16 protein-coding genes and 1 pseudogene are annotated in these 18,278 nt (G+C 56.9%); 6 read left to right on the top strand and 11 right to left on the bottom strand.

Annotation, left to right across the window (positions count from 1 at the left end):
- The first annotated feature begins 389 nt into the window (after positions 1–389).
- On the top strand, positions 390–1,370 hold the full coding sequence (locus tag ACQUQ0_RS16600; protein ID WP_435186773.1) for a hypothetical protein: 981 nt from the start codon (positions 390–392) through the stop codon (positions 1,368–1,370).
- 345 nt (positions 1,371–1,715) lie between these two features.
- Here the strand turns inward: ACQUQ0_RS16600 and ACQUQ0_RS16595 are convergent, their stop codons facing one another.
- Complete coding sequence (locus ACQUQ0_RS16595) at positions 1,716–2,594, bottom strand: universal stress protein (RefSeq protein WP_435186770.1); 879 nt, start codon at positions 2,592–2,594, stop codon at positions 1,716–1,718.
- A 228-nt stretch (positions 2,595–2,822) separates the two neighbouring features.
- Here ACQUQ0_RS16595 and ACQUQ0_RS16590 point away from each other — a divergent pair, with 228 nt between their 5' ends.
- Positions 2,823–3,569 (top strand): winged helix-turn-helix transcriptional regulator, encoded by a 747-nt coding sequence (locus tag ACQUQ0_RS16590; protein WP_435186768.1) that lies wholly within the window; start codon positions 2,823–2,825, stop codon positions 3,567–3,569.
- A gap of 1,043 nt (positions 3,570–4,612) precedes the next feature.
- On the opposite strand, the gene ACQUQ0_RS16585 is transcribed toward ACQUQ0_RS16590, so the two are convergent.
- The 5 genes from ACQUQ0_RS16585 to ACQUQ0_RS16565 all read right to left on the bottom strand — a co-directional run bounded on the left by ACQUQ0_RS16585 (position 4,613) and on the right by ACQUQ0_RS16565 (position 10,482).
- Positions 4,613–6,796, bottom strand: a complete 2,184-nt coding sequence (locus tag ACQUQ0_RS16585; RefSeq protein ID WP_435186767.1) for a PAS domain S-box protein — start codon at positions 6,794–6,796, stop codon at positions 4,613–4,615.
- A complete protein-coding gene (locus ACQUQ0_RS16580) occupies positions 6,786–7,931 on the bottom strand; it encodes a sensor histidine kinase (protein ID WP_435186765.1) in 1,146 nt (381 codons plus the stop codon). The genes ACQUQ0_RS16585 and ACQUQ0_RS16580 overlap by 11 nt, the downstream gene beginning before the upstream one ends.
- Entirely contained in the window at positions 7,921–9,387 is a 1,467-nt protein-coding gene (locus tag ACQUQ0_RS16575; protein WP_435186763.1) for an ATPase domain-containing protein, read from the bottom strand. The genes ACQUQ0_RS16580 and ACQUQ0_RS16575 overlap by 11 nt, the downstream gene beginning before the upstream one ends.
- 155 nt (positions 9,388–9,542) lie before the next feature.
- Positions 9,543–10,055: a TspO/MBR family protein gene (locus ACQUQ0_RS16570; RefSeq protein WP_435186761.1), complete on the bottom strand. Its 513-nt coding sequence runs from the start codon at positions 10,053–10,055 to the stop codon at positions 9,543–9,545.
- A gap of 145 nt (positions 10,056–10,200) precedes the next feature.
- Positions 10,201–10,482 carry a hypothetical protein gene (locus ACQUQ0_RS16565; RefSeq protein WP_435186771.1) on the bottom strand — a complete coding sequence of 94 codons (282 nt, stop codon included), beginning with the start codon at positions 10,480–10,482 and terminating at the stop codon, positions 10,201–10,203.
- A 113-nt stretch (positions 10,483–10,595) separates the two neighbouring features.
- Between ACQUQ0_RS16565 and ACQUQ0_RS16560 the strand changes: the two are divergent.
- Positions 10,596–11,474: pseudogene (locus tag ACQUQ0_RS16560) on the top strand (IS1595 family transposase).
- A gap of 40 nt (positions 11,475–11,514) precedes the next feature.
- On the opposite strand, the gene ACQUQ0_RS16555 reads toward ACQUQ0_RS16560, so the two are convergent.
- From ACQUQ0_RS16555 to gvpA, 5 genes are all read right to left on the bottom strand, one after another.
- A complete protein-coding gene (locus ACQUQ0_RS16555) occupies positions 11,515–12,276 on the bottom strand; it encodes a ParA family protein (RefSeq protein ID WP_435186759.1) in 762 nt (253 codons plus the stop codon).
- 22 nt (positions 12,277–12,298) lie between these two features.
- Complete coding sequence (locus ACQUQ0_RS16550; RefSeq protein ID WP_435186757.1) at positions 12,299–12,730, bottom strand: gas vesicle protein; 432 nt, start codon at positions 12,728–12,730, stop codon at positions 12,299–12,301.
- Positions 12,731–12,753: 23 nt separating this feature from the next.
- Positions 12,754–13,797 carry a gas vesicle protein GvpN gene (gene gvpN / locus ACQUQ0_RS16545; protein WP_435186756.1) on the bottom strand — a complete coding sequence of 348 codons (1,044 nt, stop codon included), beginning with the start codon at positions 13,795–13,797 and terminating at the stop codon, positions 12,754–12,756.
- Entirely contained in the window at positions 13,794–14,942 is a 1,149-nt protein-coding gene (locus ACQUQ0_RS16540; RefSeq protein ID WP_435186754.1) for a gas vesicle protein GvpC, read from the bottom strand. Before ACQUQ0_RS16540 ends, gvpN begins: the two co-directional genes overlap by 4 nt.
- An 88-nt stretch (positions 14,943–15,030) precedes the next feature.
- Positions 15,031–15,261, bottom strand: coding sequence for a gas vesicle protein GvpA (gene gvpA, locus ACQUQ0_RS16535; RefSeq protein WP_435186752.1), 231 nt, complete (start codon positions 15,259–15,261; stop codon positions 15,031–15,033).
- Between the two features lie 188 nt (positions 15,262–15,449).
- Between gvpA and ACQUQ0_RS16530 the strand changes: the two genes are divergently transcribed.
- From ACQUQ0_RS16530 to gvpF, 3 genes are read left to right on the top strand one after another with little or no spacing between them, the layout of a single operon-like run.
- A complete protein-coding gene (locus ACQUQ0_RS16530; protein ID WP_435186750.1) occupies positions 15,450–17,060 on the top strand; it encodes a gas vesicle protein GvpD basic region 2 domain-containing protein in 1,611 nt (536 codons plus the stop codon).
- 2 nt (positions 17,061–17,062) lie between these two features.
- The gene (locus tag ACQUQ0_RS16525) at positions 17,063–17,644 is read left to right on the top strand and encodes a PadR family transcriptional regulator (RefSeq protein ID WP_435186748.1); all 582 of its coding nucleotides are present in this window, start codon (positions 17,063–17,065) and stop codon (positions 17,642–17,644) included.
- Positions 17,637–18,278 carry a gas vesicle protein GvpF gene (gene gvpF / locus ACQUQ0_RS16520; protein ID WP_435186746.1) on the top strand — a complete coding sequence of 214 codons (642 nt, stop codon included), beginning with the start codon at positions 17,637–17,639 and terminating at the stop codon, positions 18,276–18,278. Before ACQUQ0_RS16525 ends, gvpF begins: the two co-directional genes overlap by 8 nt.

The raw sequence follows: 18,278 nt of genomic DNA, 5'->3' as shown, positions 1-18,278 counted from the left end.
GCCACAAGCACGGCGGTACAGTTGCGGATCGTCTTTCTGATGAGGGCGGCATCATCCATAGCTATCGGTTCAAATTGAGGTCTCAAAATATCCACGAAAATTCAGATTGCCATTTTATTATCCGTCCCCGAACTTGTACTGGTCGGCGATCACTCTGCTGCATCCTCCCTCTATATCTCGCAGGCAGTAAGTGACCAGTCACAGATCCACCAATTCAAATCGCACGGTCACGCACTCATCAGTCCACACTTGACGGAACACTTAGTGTGTTCTCGTTACGGGTCGTTTGGTGATTTCGACAGCGGTACTCAGCACCCGGTCCTGAAAGCAGTGCGCCGGTCTCGGCCTGACCCAACATCACTTTGGCCGTCGGCACCGACAGACCGGGTATGCCCTTCAGCGTCTCCTGGCACACTCTGCTGGACGAACTGGACGATCTCCCCGAGGGGGCCACGCTGATCACGCCGCTGTCGCACAACCGCTTTCGCGTGACCGACGTACAGGAGCAACGGGTCGTCATCGAGTTCCTCGACCGCGACATCGACGAGACGCGGCCACTCCAGCGCGACCAGTTCGAAACGCTGTATCGCCGCATCACCGACGAGCCGGATGGCTTCGAACTCGACCGACTCCCGCCAGACGCCGACCCGTATCCGGCGGTACTCTCTGTGCATCCTCGCTTCGAGATCGACGAGGACCGGGGCGTGATCGTCGAGAAAGAAGGACCGACCTCCAGCCAGCTACTCGACGCCGAGGGCGAGGCTGAAGCCGATGAGGAAGAACGCACGGAGCCGGACTTGGATGTCTATGCTGACGCTTTCCTGCTCGTTGACGCACTCGAACGCCACGAGGTAGACGTGCTGGAGGAGATGGACACGGACGCTCTCGTGAACCTCTACACGCTTCTCTCGGATGTGCAACGGAACGCCAACGACCTCCGTCAGGACGTTGCCGACGTGCTGTTGAACCGGCTCCACCACGACCGGCCGGTCTCCGGGCCGTTCGGGTCCGTCCAGCGAACCACGCGCCGGAACCGCTCGCTCAAGGACGACGAGGAAGTGCTGGCAACGCTCGAAGAGGCTGGAATCGGCCGCGAGCGCGTCATGGGTGTTGACCGTGACAAGGTAGACGACGCCCTGGAGGTAACGGAGCTGTCCGAGAGCGACGTGTACGAGGTCGAACAGTCCGAGTACATCCGCAAGGCCGAGGTGGACGAGGAACGCAAAGAGACGCGACTCCAAGGCCTGAAGGATCAACTGGCTGCCTCCGAGGATGAAGAAGCCGAGGAACTCCGCCAGGAGATCGAGGATCTCGAAGACCGCATTGACGAACTCACCAGCTTCCGTACCGGATCTGAAATCGAAAGCTGACCACCTGTATCGGCACCAAGCGTAGCTATTTCGTGACAGTCGTCGTCCGAGTGATACACGAGGTTACATCCGGACGACAATCTACTAGTATCTTTCAGGTATAGGCGTTCCATATCTGGAAACTACTAGTAGACCGGTACGCTTCCAACTGGCCCGCTGTCTATCACCTTCGCTCGAAAACCGAGGAAGGTCGAAATGACAGATTCCGACAGGCAGTCTGTCGATCGGGGACATACGCGCTCAATAGAGGGAGGACACGTACCGTGATGAGTGGCGACTTGTGTGAACTCTATCAGAAGACCGGTGACACATACAGAGTGTGTCTCTTGTATGACCGTAGTCGCGTCACCGCCTGCTTCGAACGGTGAGTATGGCTCCGTCTGCGTTCGCACGGACATCAGTCGTCGTGGATCCGAAGACCAACTGCTTGAGATAGCTTCGCCGCGGCGCTCCCAGTATCGTCGCATCGTAGTACGTCGATTGCTCGGCGATTGTCTCACCCACGTCCTCGGCTTCGAGTTTCCAGCTATCCCACTCCCGATACCCATCGAGTTGATCCGCCGCAGCCTCGAAGTACGGCTGCGCCGGGTCGGGTTCGTTTTGAGTCTCCGGTTCGACCACGTGCAGCACGTCTATCCAGGCATCGAGGGAGACCCCGAGTGCCCGTGCCACGTCGAGTGCGGCCTCCGAATGTGGCCCCCCTGCGACCGGCACCAGAATCGACGACGCGTCCGTGAATCCCGACGAGGCATTCGTGACGACGAGGCGGCAGTCCGTCCTCGCCTGTAAGCGGTCGATGGCTGACCGACGAAACAAGCTGGCACTCCGTCGGTCACGAGGTGGACTGGTGACGATGGTCGTCACATCGTGGTCTGTAGCTGTCTCCGCAACGATTCGTGACCACGTCCTTCCGATACGGACGAGTCCGCGTGCGGGCGTGGTCCGTTCGTTCGTGGACATTGCGTCGATTGCCTCGGATACGGAGGCCCGAAGCGACTCCCGTTTCTCTGCTGCGAGGCTTAACGGAGTCTGTTCCGGCACTGACACCACCCTCGTGGCCAAGACTTCACCGCACTCGTCGGCTGCCAGTGCATACGCCACCGTTGCTGGTCCGTCCAGCGGGCCTTCGTCGGGTATCAGCAGTAGCACAGGCGGTGCAGGACCGCTAGCCGGTCGCTCGGGTTTCGACGGGCTCCCCGACTCGATTTCATCAGTTTGTGCCATACAACGAGTAACCACTAAACCAATTTAATACCCGTATAATTTATATAAAAACAAAATTATTTTCTTTATATTTGGATATACAAACCACTAAACAATAGTAAATCCGTCGCGGTGAGCCGCTTTCGAATCGCCCAATCCGACTGCATCGAACGGCGAGAACCAGTGACCGATATTTGGATCGCCGGTGCTGAGAGACAGTTATATTGGTGAAACCCAAAGAGACGTGGTATGGTCTATGGACTCGACGACGTTGACAGAGCGATTCTCTACTTCCTGTCGGAGGACGCTCGACACAACTCCGCGACCGACATCGCCGAACACGTGCGCGTGTCGGCACAGACTGTTCGCAATCGCATCCAGCAACTCGAAGACGAGGGAGTCATCGAAGGCTACTACACTCAGATCGACTTCGAGAAAGCAGACGGCCTGCTGCGGAATCTGTATATGTGTACGACTGCGACCGAAGACAGAGCACAAAAGGCTCGGCAGGCCCTCCAGATTCCCGGCGTGATTACCGTACAGGAAGTGATGACGGGCCACAACGACCTCAGAATTACCGCTATCGGTGCGGGCACGACCGAGATCTCACAGATTGGGCGGGCGATTACGGATCTCGGAATCGACATCGAAGAGGAGGATCTCATTCGGCGGGTACATATCAGCCCGTATCACCAATACAGTCTTGACACGGTGTCTTTAGGTGCGGAAATTAGCGACTTCTTGAGCCTCACTGGCGACGCGGAAATCATCGAACTGACTGTCGCCGATGGCGCGCCCATTACTGGCACGACTCTCGAGGACGCCAAAGCGTCCGGACTGCTCAACGATGAATCGCTCGTTATCACAATCGAACGAGACGAGACCGTCCTCACACCCCGAGGACATATGGAGATTTTCGCTGGCGACGTGGTTACCATCCTCAACCGCCAGGGCATCGACCAAAGTCTCCAACGAGTGTTTGCCAGTGCTGAGTAACCCGGAGAATAAACATTCTCGTGGCCACAAGAACGCTGCATACGCGCAGTCTATTCAGCACGAGATATAGAACATCAACGTGATCTGGTAGAATCTACAGCGGTACGTAGGCAAGTCTACTGACTGGGTGATTGATCCAAGCCGGTGTGAAACCAACCGGGGGCGACTGCTGAATTCTCTATATTCAGCGGGCCCTCTGTTGACTTGTCGCTAATATCTCGCCTTTCAATTCAAGGGCGCAGCGTTCTTGTGGTGGATGACGGACAACTATCATCAATCGAATGAATGGGCACAGCAGCATCGACAATCCTTGACGACGCGGCACACTCACGAGGATGCACTCACAGACCGGGAGTTCGAACTCCTCTTGGAAGCGTGTAATTCACTGTCGGAGCCGCGGGACTTGCAGGCTCGGTTCGTCTGTCTGGCTGCTGGCCGACTCGGACTCCGGGCTGGCGAAATCGCGCACTTCCAAGCAGAGTGGCTTGATTGGGATCGGATGCTGCTTCGCATCCCACAACACGAACCCTGCGAATGCGGCTACTGTCGTCGCCAGGCATCACAAGAGACGACTCACAATGAGCAACTCACACATGAAGAAGCGATGGAAGCGCGTTGGCATCCGAAGACAGTCGCGTCTGCCCGGTCGATTCCGGTTGACCTGTCGCTCCGGCTTGAGCTGTGTCTGGAACGATTCACCGACCAATACGACTCGTTCCCTCGATCCCGTACTACTGTCAATAGACGTGTGACAGCTGCCGCCGAGGCAGCAGACATGACGGTCGGGTCTATCCGCATTGTCTCCGTGCGACCGCTGCCAGCTACCACGCCTACCAAGGGGTTGCGCCGGTGCCACTCCAAGCGCTCATGGGCTGGAGCGACCTTGCAACAGCACAGAAGTACATCCGCATTTCCGGAAGAGCCACGGCTGACGCTCTTCGGCAAACCCACCACCGATGAAAGCGGTCTAATATCTATCAACTCTCATCGTCCGTGCTGAATTGAGGGCGCGTATTCAGCACTACTGGATCTGAATGGAAGTGTCACCGCGGCAGATATATGCTGACGATGTTGCCGGCTGGCGCATTCTCTGCAACGGTAATAGTCCCGTTTGACCGAGTGATAACCAGGTTAACCAACCACAGGCCCAGACCGCTCCCGTGGTACAGCGGTGTTTGGTCTGTTTCGCTCACCAATACGTTTCGTTCCATCTCGGGGATCTGGGGGCCAGTATCAGCGACTTCGATACGAACTGTCTCATCAGTCTCGGTGACTGTAAGAGTGACCGCTGGCGACGACGCGTCGTTGTGAACGATCGCGTTCGTAACGAGTTCCGTAACCGCCCGTCCAAACTGTTTTGTCGCCCGGGCAGTCACCCCTTCGGAGCAGTCAACGGTGATCGTCGCTTCCGGATGCTCCGATTCCACGCGCGACGAAATCTGCTCGAGTCGCTCACATACCTCGATCTCTGTCCGCGTCGGTTCCTCACGCAATAGCTCCGTTATCTGCCGTTCCTTTTCAGCCAGCCCGAGCAGTTCGTCGCTCTTCTCGACAATCGCTCCAGCGGCGGCGGCAACCTCACTCGAGGCCTCAGACTGAATCGTTTCGGCCCGGCCTCGAATCACGTTCATATCATTGCGCAGATTGTGGCGGAGTACGCGATCGAGAACCTCTAACTGCTCTTGGCGTTGTTTCCGCTCGGTCACGTCCTGTTGGAAGCCGATCCAGTTGACGACCTCGCCGGTATCGTCTCGCACAGGCGCAATTTCGAGATGATTCCAAAACTCTGTCCCGTCCTTCCGATAGTTACGGAGATCGACCGAGACCGGCTCTTCCGCATCGATCGCCTCCCGGATACGGCCGACCGTGTCCGGGTCGGTATTCTCACCCTGGAGGAACCGACAATTCCTCCCGAGCACTTCCTCCCGTGGGTAGCCCGTCAGCTCCACGAACCTATCGTTCACGTAAATCAGCGGGTTGTCATCCCGGTCAGGGTCGGCGATACTGATGCCGACTGGCGCGTCATCGATCGCTTCCGTCCGCCGTGTGAGTTTTTCCTCGCGCTCTTTGCGCTCCGTGATGTCCTCTTGGATCGCTACGAATGCGTGGATGTGATCACCGTCGGTTACGGGTGCGATTGTCTGCCTCGCGGTGTACGTCTCGCCGTTCTTGCGGCGGTTGATGATCTCCTCTGTCCACACGTCGCCCGCAAGAAGAGTCTCCCAGAGCTCGTTGAAATACTCGTCCGACATTTCCCCGGAGTCCAACACACGTGGTGTCTTCCCAACGACCTCTGTCTGGGTGAAGCCGGTCAGCTCCTCGAACGCCGGGTTGACGTACTCGATTATCCCATCGGTGTCCGTGATGTAGATCGCGTGGCTAGCGGATTCAACCGCCTGCTCGATGCGCTGGAGGTTATGTTCACGCTCTTTGCGCTCGGTGATATCCTGGATCGTCCCCCGAACGCGGGTCAGTTCTCCATCCTCGTACTGCGGTTCGCCCCGTGTTCGGACCCAGTGCTGGGTATCCTCCGCATCGATGAGGCGGACTTCGACATCGTACGGTTCACCCTCCTCGACAGCTGTCTCGAACGCCTCCGTGATTATCGGTCGGTCCTCGGGATGGTAGTATTGTAGCTCCTCCTCTGGCGACGGCGCTGTCTCCTCCGGAAGACGGTAGATACGATGAACCTCCTCAGTCCACCAGTTCTCTTCAGCATCGATGTCGTACTCCCAGGCGCCGACATCTGCAATATCCTGGGCTTTCTCGAAGAGATCGACCTGCCGTTTGAGTTCCCGTTCACGCTCTCGTGACGTGAGTGATTGTTCGCGGAGCCGAAGGAGTGCTGACAGCCGCCAGTGGAGTTCGGCTTGCTGGATCGGTAACGTGGTAATCTCATCGATCGTATCTGTCACTACATTGTCAGCAAGCTGGCCGGCATCCGTGTCGATGATCTCCGTCTCGTCCTCCGAAAGCAAGAGCAGATACGGGAGCAAGACCGGGGCCGCCGCCGTTTTCTTCGCCCGGAGCGCATCAAGGTGCGCCTCGAAGGCGCCTTTATCGATAATGCACACGTCGAAGTCAGTATCGGCGATACTCTCGGCTAACTCCACAGCCTCGTACGTGGGGTGATCCTCGATCCAGTCGCCGAGTAACTGGCGATTGCCTGCATCCGAAACGAGGGGGAGAACACGGCTCTGGGCGTCAGGCGCCTCTTCAGGAGTCATCGTCAACAGTATTCACCCCGGTTGATGACGCTTTCTGGAGTTCGACTTCGATCTTGGCCCCGCCCAGGTCAGCCGCACCAATCTGGAGCGTCCCCCCGTACTGGTTGACGAGTGTATCGACGAGGTACAGCCCGAGTCCCGCAGCGGGATGATCGAGTCCCTCGTCGGTTCGCCCCAAGACGGCTTCCCGTTGCTCCGGTGGGATTCCCAAGCCGTTGTCGGCAATCGTGATTGTCACCGCCTCGTCGTGTTCACTGACAGCGATCTCCACGCGGGGTGTGTCGCTATCGTTATGCTGCACGGCGTTATTCAGCAGGTTCCTGAACACCGACGCGAGGAGGTCATTTGCACGAACATCTACCTGAGGAAGCTCACCAGTAACCGCGAACTCGGCGGCCTCGAAGGTCGCGCAGCGTTTCGTGAGTTCGTCAGTCACCAGGCTCTCGAGATCGACCGGCTCAAGGTCTGGGTCACCAGCCGTCTGGAGTGTCTCGACGAATTCCCGCACAGCTTTTGTGAGATCCACGACGTGGCGGCTACTATTCACAATGCGTTGGCGTATCTGGTCGCCAGCATCGTCGGTATGGTTTGCAAGTTGTTCGGCCCAGCCACTGATGACCTGCATCTCGTTGCGGATATCGTGCCGCGTGATGCGATTCAACAACAGCAACTGCTCGGTTTGACGCTCCAGTGCGAGTGACTGGTTCCTGATGCGAGCGAGCGTATCGAGTCGCCGCCCCAACTCGGTAGTGTTGATCGGTGTCAGCAGGCGTTCATCGACAAGTTGCCAGACTGCCGGCTCTGCCTGGGGCTGATCCGGCGTGTCAAGCCGATTGGCGGCGGCCTCAGAACTCACGAGAAGGACTGGGAGAAAGGCGGCCGCATCCATCTTTCGCTCTCGAATCTCGGTGTCGTACTCACGGAGCGACTCTGCATCGAGAACGATGATATCGAAGTCGGCCTCCGAGAGTTCAGCGTTGCGTTCCGAGACGATCTCGTACCGCTCCTGGTGGTGTACCCAGTCGGCAAGCACTCGCTGATTGCCCGTATGCGAGAGTATTGGCAGGATCCGGACTGGTGATGAGGCTGTCCCGGGTCGGTCAGCGGGTCCAAACTCTAGTGAGTCAGTCTCCATCGTCGTTCCACGTTGGTGTACCGGTGAGAATGCCCCTGAGTTCGGGTAGCGATTCGCCGACCCGCAGCCCGTGTTCGGTGATCTCCAGTTCCCGGAGTTGGTTCTCGTAGTCGCTGGTGCGCATCTTGAGGACGCCGATGACTTTCCGGAGCGACCCCTTGTATTCGACGTGGCGTAAGACGACGATGCTGTCAGCGAGATAGCTCATCCCCTGATCGGTCGCGCGAAACTCACCAGTGATTTGGTGCACCTCATTCGTAACGAGCCCGGTTACGCCCATATTCCGGAGATAGCGGCCGATCTTGACGAGATCCTGCATCGGGTCCGTGCCGACGCCTCGCAACGATTGTTCGAACCCGCTGGTCCCGTCGATCATCACGATCTCCGCGTCGTTTTCTTCGACTTCCGATCGAATCCGATGCGTGAATTCGTCGATCGTGAGCTCTTCCGGCCCGATCACCTCGACGTTGAGCGTTCCCCGGTCAATCATCTCGGTGATGGGGATATTGACGGCTTCAGCGCGCTCGAAGAGGGTGTTTCGGTCTTCTTCGAAGCTATACAGAACCGAGCGTTGCCCCCGGCCCGCGGCTTCTTTCATAAACTGGAGGCCAGTCGTCGTCTTGCCGACGCCCGTTGGCCCGCTCAGAAACGTGATCGTGCCGGTGGTGAGACCCCCAGACAACAGCGAGTCCAGTTCAGGAACGCCCGACGAGAGTTTCGTTGCGGTGTGTTCGCGTTCGTGGCGGTTGGGATCAAGTTGTGGCCACACCCGCATCCCTTCATCGGTAATTTGGAGCGTGTGATGACCGGACCTGACAGACGACCCGCGGAATTTCGAGACGTGAAGCGTCCGGCGGTCTGATTCGACTTCCAGGTTGATGACGGCATCAACCAGGAATTGAAGATCGTCGTCGGGCATCGAGTCAGCAGCCTGCGAGGTGAGCAAGACTGTCGCGCCCTCGTTTTTGAGAAAATTGACAAGCCCGAGGATCTGGGAGCGGAACTGGTGGTCGTCGGGAGCGAGATACCGGAACTCAGTAACCGGATCGACGACGACGTAGTCCGGGCCGATCTCCTGAATCTCCGTGCGAATATTCTCGACGAGTGAGGGTGTTTCTACTTCGCTAGATTCAAACAGGGTGTACGTCTCCTCGCCCTGAAACTGGTCGCCGGAGGCGGAGAGGTTGAGGAAGTTGAGCGCGTCGATATCGAAGCCGAAATCCCGGGCCGTATCCCGGATGTAGGTTTCGGGTTCACCGAGGTTGATGTAGAGTCCGGTTTCGTCGGCGTTGAGGCCGGCAGTGAGAAAGTGTAAGGAGAAAATCGACTTCCCCGATCCGGGTGGTCCGCGCACGAGGGTCGCAGTTTCAGGCAGGTAGCCGCCCCCCAGGACATCGTTTAGGCCTGGGACCCCGGTCGAAATCCGATCTTGATTATCATTATTCTCTGTATTCATGCGTAATGATAGTCAATACCCTCGTATATCTTTTCGCCTATTTTTCAATTATGGGCCTCGGCTACACACGTTTATAAGGATCCGAAGCATCAGCCGTTGCTACCGTCTATATTGTAGCCTGATTTAAAAACGCGAAGCAGAGTACCAACTCGTGGTTAGTTCAGTTGGAGGAACTGGTAGTTCAAAATCGCTGCGAAGCCGACCCAGGCGATGTAGGGAACCAGCAGTGCGGCGGCACGACGGTCTACGCGTGCGAACGCCCACGTGGTGGGCAACAGCACGATGAAGAGGCCGACGATAACCCCGAATGCCAGACCGATGCTCTGGAACGCGAAGAACGTCGGTGTCCAGGCGACATTGAACGCCATCTGGACGACGAACAGCCCCAGAGCGACCTTCACCTCCCGGCGGTCTGTCCCCCGGTTGTACACCAGGTACGTGGCCACACCCAGCAGCGTGAATAGGAGCGTCCAGACGACTCCGAACGTCCACGGCGGCGGATACAGCGCGGGTTTTGTCAATGATTCGAACCACTCGGTACTCGGGCCGCCCAGTATCGCCGGGACCGCCCCGACGACGTTCACAAGCACGACCGCCAGCCCCGCCCCGACGACATCGTCGCGATCTATCCCTCCAATCGTGGTACTCTCGACCGATTCATCTGCCATCTTACCATTAACTACCGATCTGGGGTTGAAAAAGTTGAGCGTAAGCGCTCTGTAGAAGTAGATTGTTGACGACGAACTCGTCATTTGAGCCGGCTCGGTAGATTCCGCTGTTCAGCCCATCTCGCTTTCAGTCTGGCGCTCCACATCATTGAGTCCACTCATTAGGAGATCTCCAGACGGTGCTCAACCCACAATTTTCTACACAAGAGCGCTCAGAGTAATCGCTTCGCTCCCCTCGCTCGTGAACAGAATGAACGGGAGTGTCGGGGGCCTGCGCACGCACGGCGTGGAGAAAGGTGACGCTATCCGTATCCGGGAGGTCGTGATCGCTGACAATGCAATCGACCTGTGTCTCACCGTCCAGCACGTCAATCGCCTCCTCGACCGACATCGCGGAAACAACCCGGAAATCGCCGTGTTCTGGCAGCGCGCGTTCACAGGCGGCAGCGAATTTCTCGTCCGCCGTGACCGTGAGGACGCTACGCTCATCCCGATAGGTCGTAACATCAATTTTGCTGGCGAATCAATGACTAATCAACGATGGATAAGGAGTCCGCAGAGGTCTTTCTTCCATCACGTGAGCGATGTTTTGAACGTCTCCGTCTCGCCCGGTTCGGCGAGACGGTGACGTGTGTCCACTGCGGGAGTGAAGAGGTTGTCAAGCGAGGAACGACGGGTAAAGACGCCCAGCAGTACTGGTGCAAAGACTGCGAGACGTACTTTAACGACCTAACAGACACCATCTTCGGCCAGCATCGCTTCGAACTGGAGGAGATGTTCTATATCGTCAAGGAGATGCGATCTGAGCGCTCAGATCGCTCGTGACCTCGACCGTGATTACGAAGCCGTCCTCGACTTCGTCCACGAAGTGCAGGACGTGAGTGGAGATATCGACGAGTTCGAGCTTTCCGAAGTGTGCGAAGCCGACGAGATCTACGTGACTGCTGGGGAGAAAGGACTCGAAGACGAGGATGAGAGTCCGCGCGAGCGCGGACTCAAAAAAAGGGACGTGGAGACTTCGAGGGAGACAAACCACCAGTCCTGACACTCGTCCGTCGGAGCGACGGACGAGTTCGGTTTCTCGTCTGCGAGGATCTGGAAGACGCTGACGAAGACATCGCTGAGTACGGTGACGGCAGTGTCATCCTCTGTACCGACGATTACTCGATCTACGACGGGATCGAGGACAAGGAGGGGGTGGACGGCCATCTGGCCGTCACCCACTCCGATACCTACGTCATCGGCGATGCTCACACAAACACGTGCGAGAACCGCCATAGCTTCCTTCGGCAGTGGCTGGCGAAGTTCTGTGGCGTCTCGAAGCATCACCTACAGAAGTATCTCAACTTCCTTGCCCTGAAACTCAACTCACCAGAGGACTGGTTCGAGAAACTGCTATGTTACGATGTGTCGGGATGAGCGGGACGCTAATCATTTCTGTGGGAACCCCGATTACTATTTACCCCTGTTCGAGATGAGCAGCGATAGCGTGAAATCGCTCCTCCATATCCGTCGTTTCCGAATGAGCGAAAACTGATGTTCCATTCGCCCATGCACGCTTGAGCACCACTCGATTCCGGATCTTCCAGATCGGGAGTGATTCATATTGAGCGCCAAACCACTCCAGCATCCGGTCGGTCTCGCCATCCACCTCGATTCTGTTAGCGACGAGCCCGACTGTATCAATGTCAACGCCATATCCGTCTTCTAGTGTGTCAATATGGCTAAACAGGATATCTAACGCATGCTGGGACGCCTCCTCAGGAAGGGCTGGGATGAGAACGTTCCGGCAGGCGAGGAGTGCATTGTCCGTAAGTAACCCCAGCGATGGGGGCGCATCAACGATGATATAGGCGTATTTGGCGTCAAGCTCGTCTAAGGCCATCCATAGCCGTTCACGCGCACGCATCGCTGTTTGCAGTTCGGACTCAGCATTAAACATATCAACGTGAGCAGGGAGAACATCGAATTCTTCGTCCGAGCGTATCACCGCATCAATCTTCTGTTGCTCGTCCAGATCTATGAGAATATCATACAGGGAGAGTTCGTCGTCGGTGTAAGCTGTGTCGAGATCAAGTCCGATCGTTCCATTTCCCTGCGCATCAAGATCAACAAATAGAACCTCATGCCCGTGGTCGGCAAGGGCTCCAGCAATATTGATTGCGGTCGTCGTCTTCCCAACACCGCCTTTCTCATTTGCCACAGTCAGCCGATAGGCCATATCTGTTGTATTCTCTGTCCTGCTACAGTTCTTCTTTCATATCGTTACGGCGATATCGTTCAAGGAGTTCGTAGCCGGTAACTTCCCCGGCCGCATCAAGTATGATTTCGTAGCGACCAATAATATCTTGCGTATCAGGGACAGCACTCCGTTCAACGACTTCGACGACCGTCCGCCAGCCGTCGCCATCCGCTGTCTCCGCTTTGATAATCCCCTCGAATTGGTGGTCTAACAACTCTTCCGCTGCCTCCTCCGCTCGTTGTTGAGCATCAACGAGAGTGAGTGTCTCACTCGACGATGATGAGCTATCTTCGTCGCCCGGCGCATCTTGCTCGGTGCCGCCGTCGGTGGCGTCTGCTGGTGCTGACGCTTCCTCTCTGTCGGAAGAGGACGGTGTCTCGGTGCGTTCGCTCTCGTTGTCGTGACCTGATTGGTCGTTTGCTGGGTCTGCCATGCTTCTCTCTGGGGAGCCGAGTCTTAAGAAGGACCGACTCCCATCGCGTCAAGCGTAGACTCGATTTCGTTTTGTAACTCGTGGACATCACTCCGTTGGGCGACTTTCGAGGCCAGTACGTCCGTACAAAGGTCGGCTAAGGTCGCCTGGTCAAGCGTGTCAACTGTAGTCGCCCCTTCAGCGGCCATGATTGCGGCCCGCGTGCCGACAGTGATATCAAGCTCCTCGCGCAGTTCGCGCATCACTCGCACAATCTGGTCGATCTCCGTACTACCCAGTTCCTCCACGTGGGCTTGAACGATCTCGATCTCCGTCTTGAGGTCGTAGAAATCCATGTAGATACCGATGAGCCGGTCAAGCAACGCATCTTGCGGTTCATGGACACCGGCGTACTCAACGGAATTGGAGGTCAAGATTGCCCGAAACTCGGGATGGACATCGGCGTAGCGCGATTCACCGCGTTTCCCCGGCAACTCAAGCACGCCCTCCTCGAAGACCGATAATAGCACGTTGTTCGCTACCGGCTTGGTGCGGGAGAACTCGTTGTAGACGAGCGTCGCGCCCTCTTGCACGGCGAGTGTCAGCGGATTGTCTACCCATTGATCCCGGATGATATCCTTGCTTTTGACAACGTTGTGGATGAATTGGTCTCGTTCCGAGATCCGCTCTTTTTCGGCGTATTCGCCGACGAGGTCGCTTGTCGTGAGCTCGGCGTCGCCATTGATCCAGACCACCGGCCGGTCGCGTTCCCGTGCGACGTGCATCGCTACCGAGGTTTTGCCAGAGCCGGTGGGGCCGATCACGTGGACAGGCCGCCCAACATCGAGCCACCGTTCCATCCGCGTTTGGACTTGCTTGACTGCCTCCGTCTCGATGAACGGCTGTTCCTCAGGGGTGAACCCTCCTTCACGGTCAGTCGGTGACTCTCGACTACGACCGTTATGTTGCTTTTCGAGCCGCTCGAGTTCCTTGTCCTCTCGATGCTGCGTTTGCTGTTGTTGCTTCTCGTCGTGTGAGGAGCGAATCTGGGAGCCGCGTACTTTGCGTTTCCGAGACCCGTCTGTCATGCTTGATCATCCGGCCGAAGCGGGACTTCCTCACCGAATTCGTCGCGGTACGCCTGAATCGTCATATCGTGCGTCTGGAGATGGGGTTCCGTGATCGCCTGATAGTATTCGCCACAGACCCGGCACTCAACTATGTCTTCCGGCGCTTCTTCCTCTGTCTCCTCCTCTGCTTTCCCCTCTTCAGCTTCGTCTGTCGCGTCCACAGGACTGCTTTCTGCGTCCGGAGCCGCCGTTTCTACTTCGACCGACTCTGTCTCTTCGTCCTCGGTATCGGCGGATTCTCCGCCAGCTTCGTCTGGTGAGACCTCTGCTTCCGCGTCTACGTCCGCGTCAGTCTCGGCGGGTTCGGTTTCCGCTTCGGCGGCGACTGCTTCGGCCGTGATCTCGTGGCCGTAGAAGTCACGGGCGAAGGCAGCGAAGGCGTCCTCAGTCGTTTCAAACTCCGCTCGGAAGTCGCCGATCTCCTGCTGGAAGTCCTCGATCGCCTCGAGCAGTGCTTCTACCTCCTCGCCATGGAACTCCTCTCGGTACTCTGCGAAGGCGTCGGCGGTCGCGTCGAAGCTGTCGCGTTGGTCCGCGGTGGCAGCGTGGAACTGGTTGATCTCGGCATCGAAGTCAGCAGCGTAGTCGTCAAATGCGTCGTGCACGGCGATGAATTCCTCTCGCAGGTCGTCGATTGCTGCAACCAGATCAGAGATATCGCGGAGCGCAGCGACATCGGCTGCGAAATCGTCTGCGTATGCGTCGAATGCCTCGTGGGTTGTGTTCATCTCCGTTCGGAGCGCCTCAATCGCAGCCAGGAGATCGCCGATATCTTGTTTGTCTGCGACATCTGTAGCGAAGGTGTCAGCATACGCCTCGAATGCGTCCTGGAGTTCACGGATTACGTCCCGCTGGGCGTCAATATCGGCACGGAGCCGGTCAACCTCAACGGCAAACTCGTCACTATAGGTGTGAAACGCATCTGTCGTGCCGGTCATCTCCGCCTGGAAGTCGCCGATCGCATCAACGAGGTTATTGACCTCGTCTTGTTGTGCCGCGACATCAGCTGCAAACTCGTCAGCGTATGATTCGAATTCGGACTGTGCCTCCGCGAATTCCTCGCGGGCTGTACTCATCTCGTCGCGTTTGTCTGTGACACTCATGGGATTACTGTGTACCCGAGAAGGGTGTTAATGGTATGTTGTGCAAGCTATTCACCTCTCTTACGCCGTGCCGAAGGAGAGGCCTAGGTTAGGCCTCGGGAGCCGCCTCGACGCCGGCGGTAAGTTCGGCTTGTTCGATCTTGGCGATTTCTTCTGCGTAGTGGAGGAAGGTGTCCACCGAGGCGGCGACGACCCGCGCCTCGACGGTCAGGATCTCGATACCGACGAGCGACACACGAGCGTACACGTCCACGACGACACCTTTGTCCAGTACGCGATCAAGGACTTCTGCCAAGCTTGAGGAATCTGGCTGCGCCATTGGTGATCTGGGGTATACCCATCTCCAACTGTTCTCGCTCGTCACAAAATAGTATGTATCGTTTCAGCTTCTGTAATGAGTCGTGCTTCTAAGTAAGGGGAGCATAAAGCTCCTTGTAAGGACAGTATACGAAGAAATTCTCACCGACCTGTTATGAGTGCTCTCCCGCCACCGACTGGAGAAACGTAATGACTTCATCCAATCCAGCTCAACCGCCCACAGACCACACCGGGCTCGCGCTGTTCCCGCGCGAGATTAGCCAGTTTTTCACGGGTGATACCGGGCAAACGCTCCTCGTCAACGGTGCACCAGGCACGGGCAAAACCTTGTTTACGATCCGCGGTCTCGATGTGTTGAACCGGGATGGGGATGCCCTCTACGTGTCCACACGCGTTGATCAGGAGACGGTGCACGAGATGTACTTCGACGATCACTCCTCACTTGACACAACCGCGATTCTTGACCTCTCCCAAGACCCATTCGAACTCCCACTGGACGTAGACGTGCCATTCGAGAAACTCGATCTGGATTCGTTACTCGAATGGATCCAAGAGATCAACGCCGCGACCACGCAACTCACAATCGCATTCGACAGCTGGGAACTCATCTACGAGTACTTGGCGACGCGCCACGACGACTCCCCTGATATCGAGACAGTGACGAATCAACTGGTCGTTCTTGCCCGCGAAGAGAATATTCGTTTGATGTTGGTGTCAGAAACAGCGGAGTCCTCATCGCTTGAATACATCGTCGATGGTATCGTCACCCTTGATGTTGAAGAGGACGACCGCGGCCGAACGCGTCGGCATCTTCGCTTGGAAAAGCTTCGGGGTGTTCGAATCGGCAACCGCTTACAGCCGTTGACACTTGCCGACGGCAAGTTCCAAGCGATCACACCAGTCGAATTGCCAACTATTCGAACAGGAACCAGGAATGGCACGTGGGATCCCCTGGCAAATTCGAAGGCGAAATTCTCGACTGGCATCCGTGATCTTGACCGTATCCTCTCGGGAGGCTACAACCGCGGCAGCGTCGTTCATCTCGACCTTGGGCCTGATCTCTCTCGTGACGCGTGGAGCGTGTTGACGCTCCCGACGATTCGTAACTTCCTTGCTCAGGAGATGGGCGTTGCGGTTGTCCCGCCTCGGGAGGGCAGCCCCGGCTTACTCCACAACGATCTCAATACGGTGCTCTCTCCCCAGGTCTTCAATACCTACTGCCACGTGTTCGAAACATACGCTGGCCCCTCTGACGATGCAGATCGGTACGACCAACTCGACACCGATGCGTCCGCTTCTGAGATGGCAGCGACAACTACACCGGCCGATGCAGCGACGACGGCACATGAGACAGATGAGCAGGCCGATGAGCCACGTTCGATGGATGCAGGTACAGGAGGTGGCCAGTCGAACCCGATCGATGAGGATGTTGAGTCACCCATAGAAGGCGGGCAACTCGCGTACGAGCCATACATGGCCTACGTTGAACAGGTGCGAGAAGAAAGTGAAGACCCGTTGTTGCACGTGATCAGCATGGACACGGCGCAGGACGCGTTCGAAACCCGGCTGGGCGACTTTGCGAATTATGTCGCTCTCCACAACGACCTGACACTGCTCATCACCAAGCCAGGTACTGAACTCCGCACGCGAGCGGATCGGGTTGCCGATATGCACTTCCGGCTGGAACGGTCCGGTGACGCCATCATCCTGTATGGCGAAAACCCGTTGACGCCTCTGCTCGGCATCGGCATCAGCCAGTCAGAGTCGATCCCCAAGATCACGCTCACGGAGATGGTCTAACAATGGACGACCTGCTGGAGGAACTCACCGCGGACATCGATGCCGACGCCACACTCTCGCTCACAGTATCCGATCTCGAATCGGTGATCGACTCCGACGGTACGTCAGCTCACGAAGACCAGCCGCATGATGAAGGAGCGGCGCAACGGTACACGGATACGCCGCTGACTGATGACGCGGTCGTTCCGATAGACGGGTGGCTTGACAATGACCAGCTGCACACGATCAGTGATGAGATCGTTACCGAACACATCGACGCGATTCTCCTCCTGCTGATCGCTGTGCGGGATGGCGCCTGCGGCAAAGAACTGTTACAAGATATTCGGCGATTGTTTGGGACGGACCTGAGTCCTGGTACAGTATATCCGCATTTAAGTGGCCTTGCAGACGACGGTATTCTTGAAATGCAAAAATTGAGCAAGCGCAAAGTGTATCGCCTTTCTGATCCTGACGCAGCATTAACCCGAGTAGACCACGCGGCCGATCAGTTGCTGCTGTTTTCGTTCGTCCTCAAGACGGCCCTGACCGATTGCAACGCCAATCAGTCACAATCCCAATCCCACTGGAGTGAGACCGATGAGTGAGAACCTATACACATACGGCATCATTGAACAGGAAGACCTCGAGCTAAATGTAGAAGGCGTCGCTGGCGCAGACCGGATTTACACGGTCGATTACAAGAACTTCTCCGCTGTCGTGTCCGACATCGACACGACTGAGCCTGACCGGACTGATGAGGACGTGGAGGCACATAACACCGTCCTCCAACATGTACTGGAGTACGATGGTGGACGCACCGTCGTGCCGATGAGTTTCGGGATGGCGTTCAAAAACGAGCGCACGCTCAAAGGCGTACTACGGGGCGCACGACGCGCGTTGCGCAGTACGCTCAACGATATTGAGGGAACCGTTGAACTCGGGGTGAAGATACTCGCGCCTGTTGACAACGCGGTCTCTCAGGAAGACATCCAAGCCACCGTCACAGATCGACTGACAGAGCTGAGCATCAACGAGACAGAGAACGATCTCTTCACGGATCGCTTGATCGTTAACAAATCGTACCTCGTGGACCGCGACCAACGTGACGCCTTCGATGCCGCGATTGACGAGATTGAAGCAGAGTATGACGACGAGTTGACCATCAAGTACACGGGCCCGTGGCCCCCATACAACTTTGTGGATATCCATATCGGGGCCGAACAACAAGGAGGTCGATAA

Origin of the sequence: Halobellus sp. EA9 (genome assembly GCF_051195055.1) — an archaeon.
Classification (GTDB): domain Archaea; phylum Halobacteriota; class Halobacteria; order Halobacteriales; family Haloferacaceae; genus Haloquadratum; species Haloquadratum rubicundus.
This window is presented reverse-complemented; position numbering and strand designations above follow the sequence as displayed.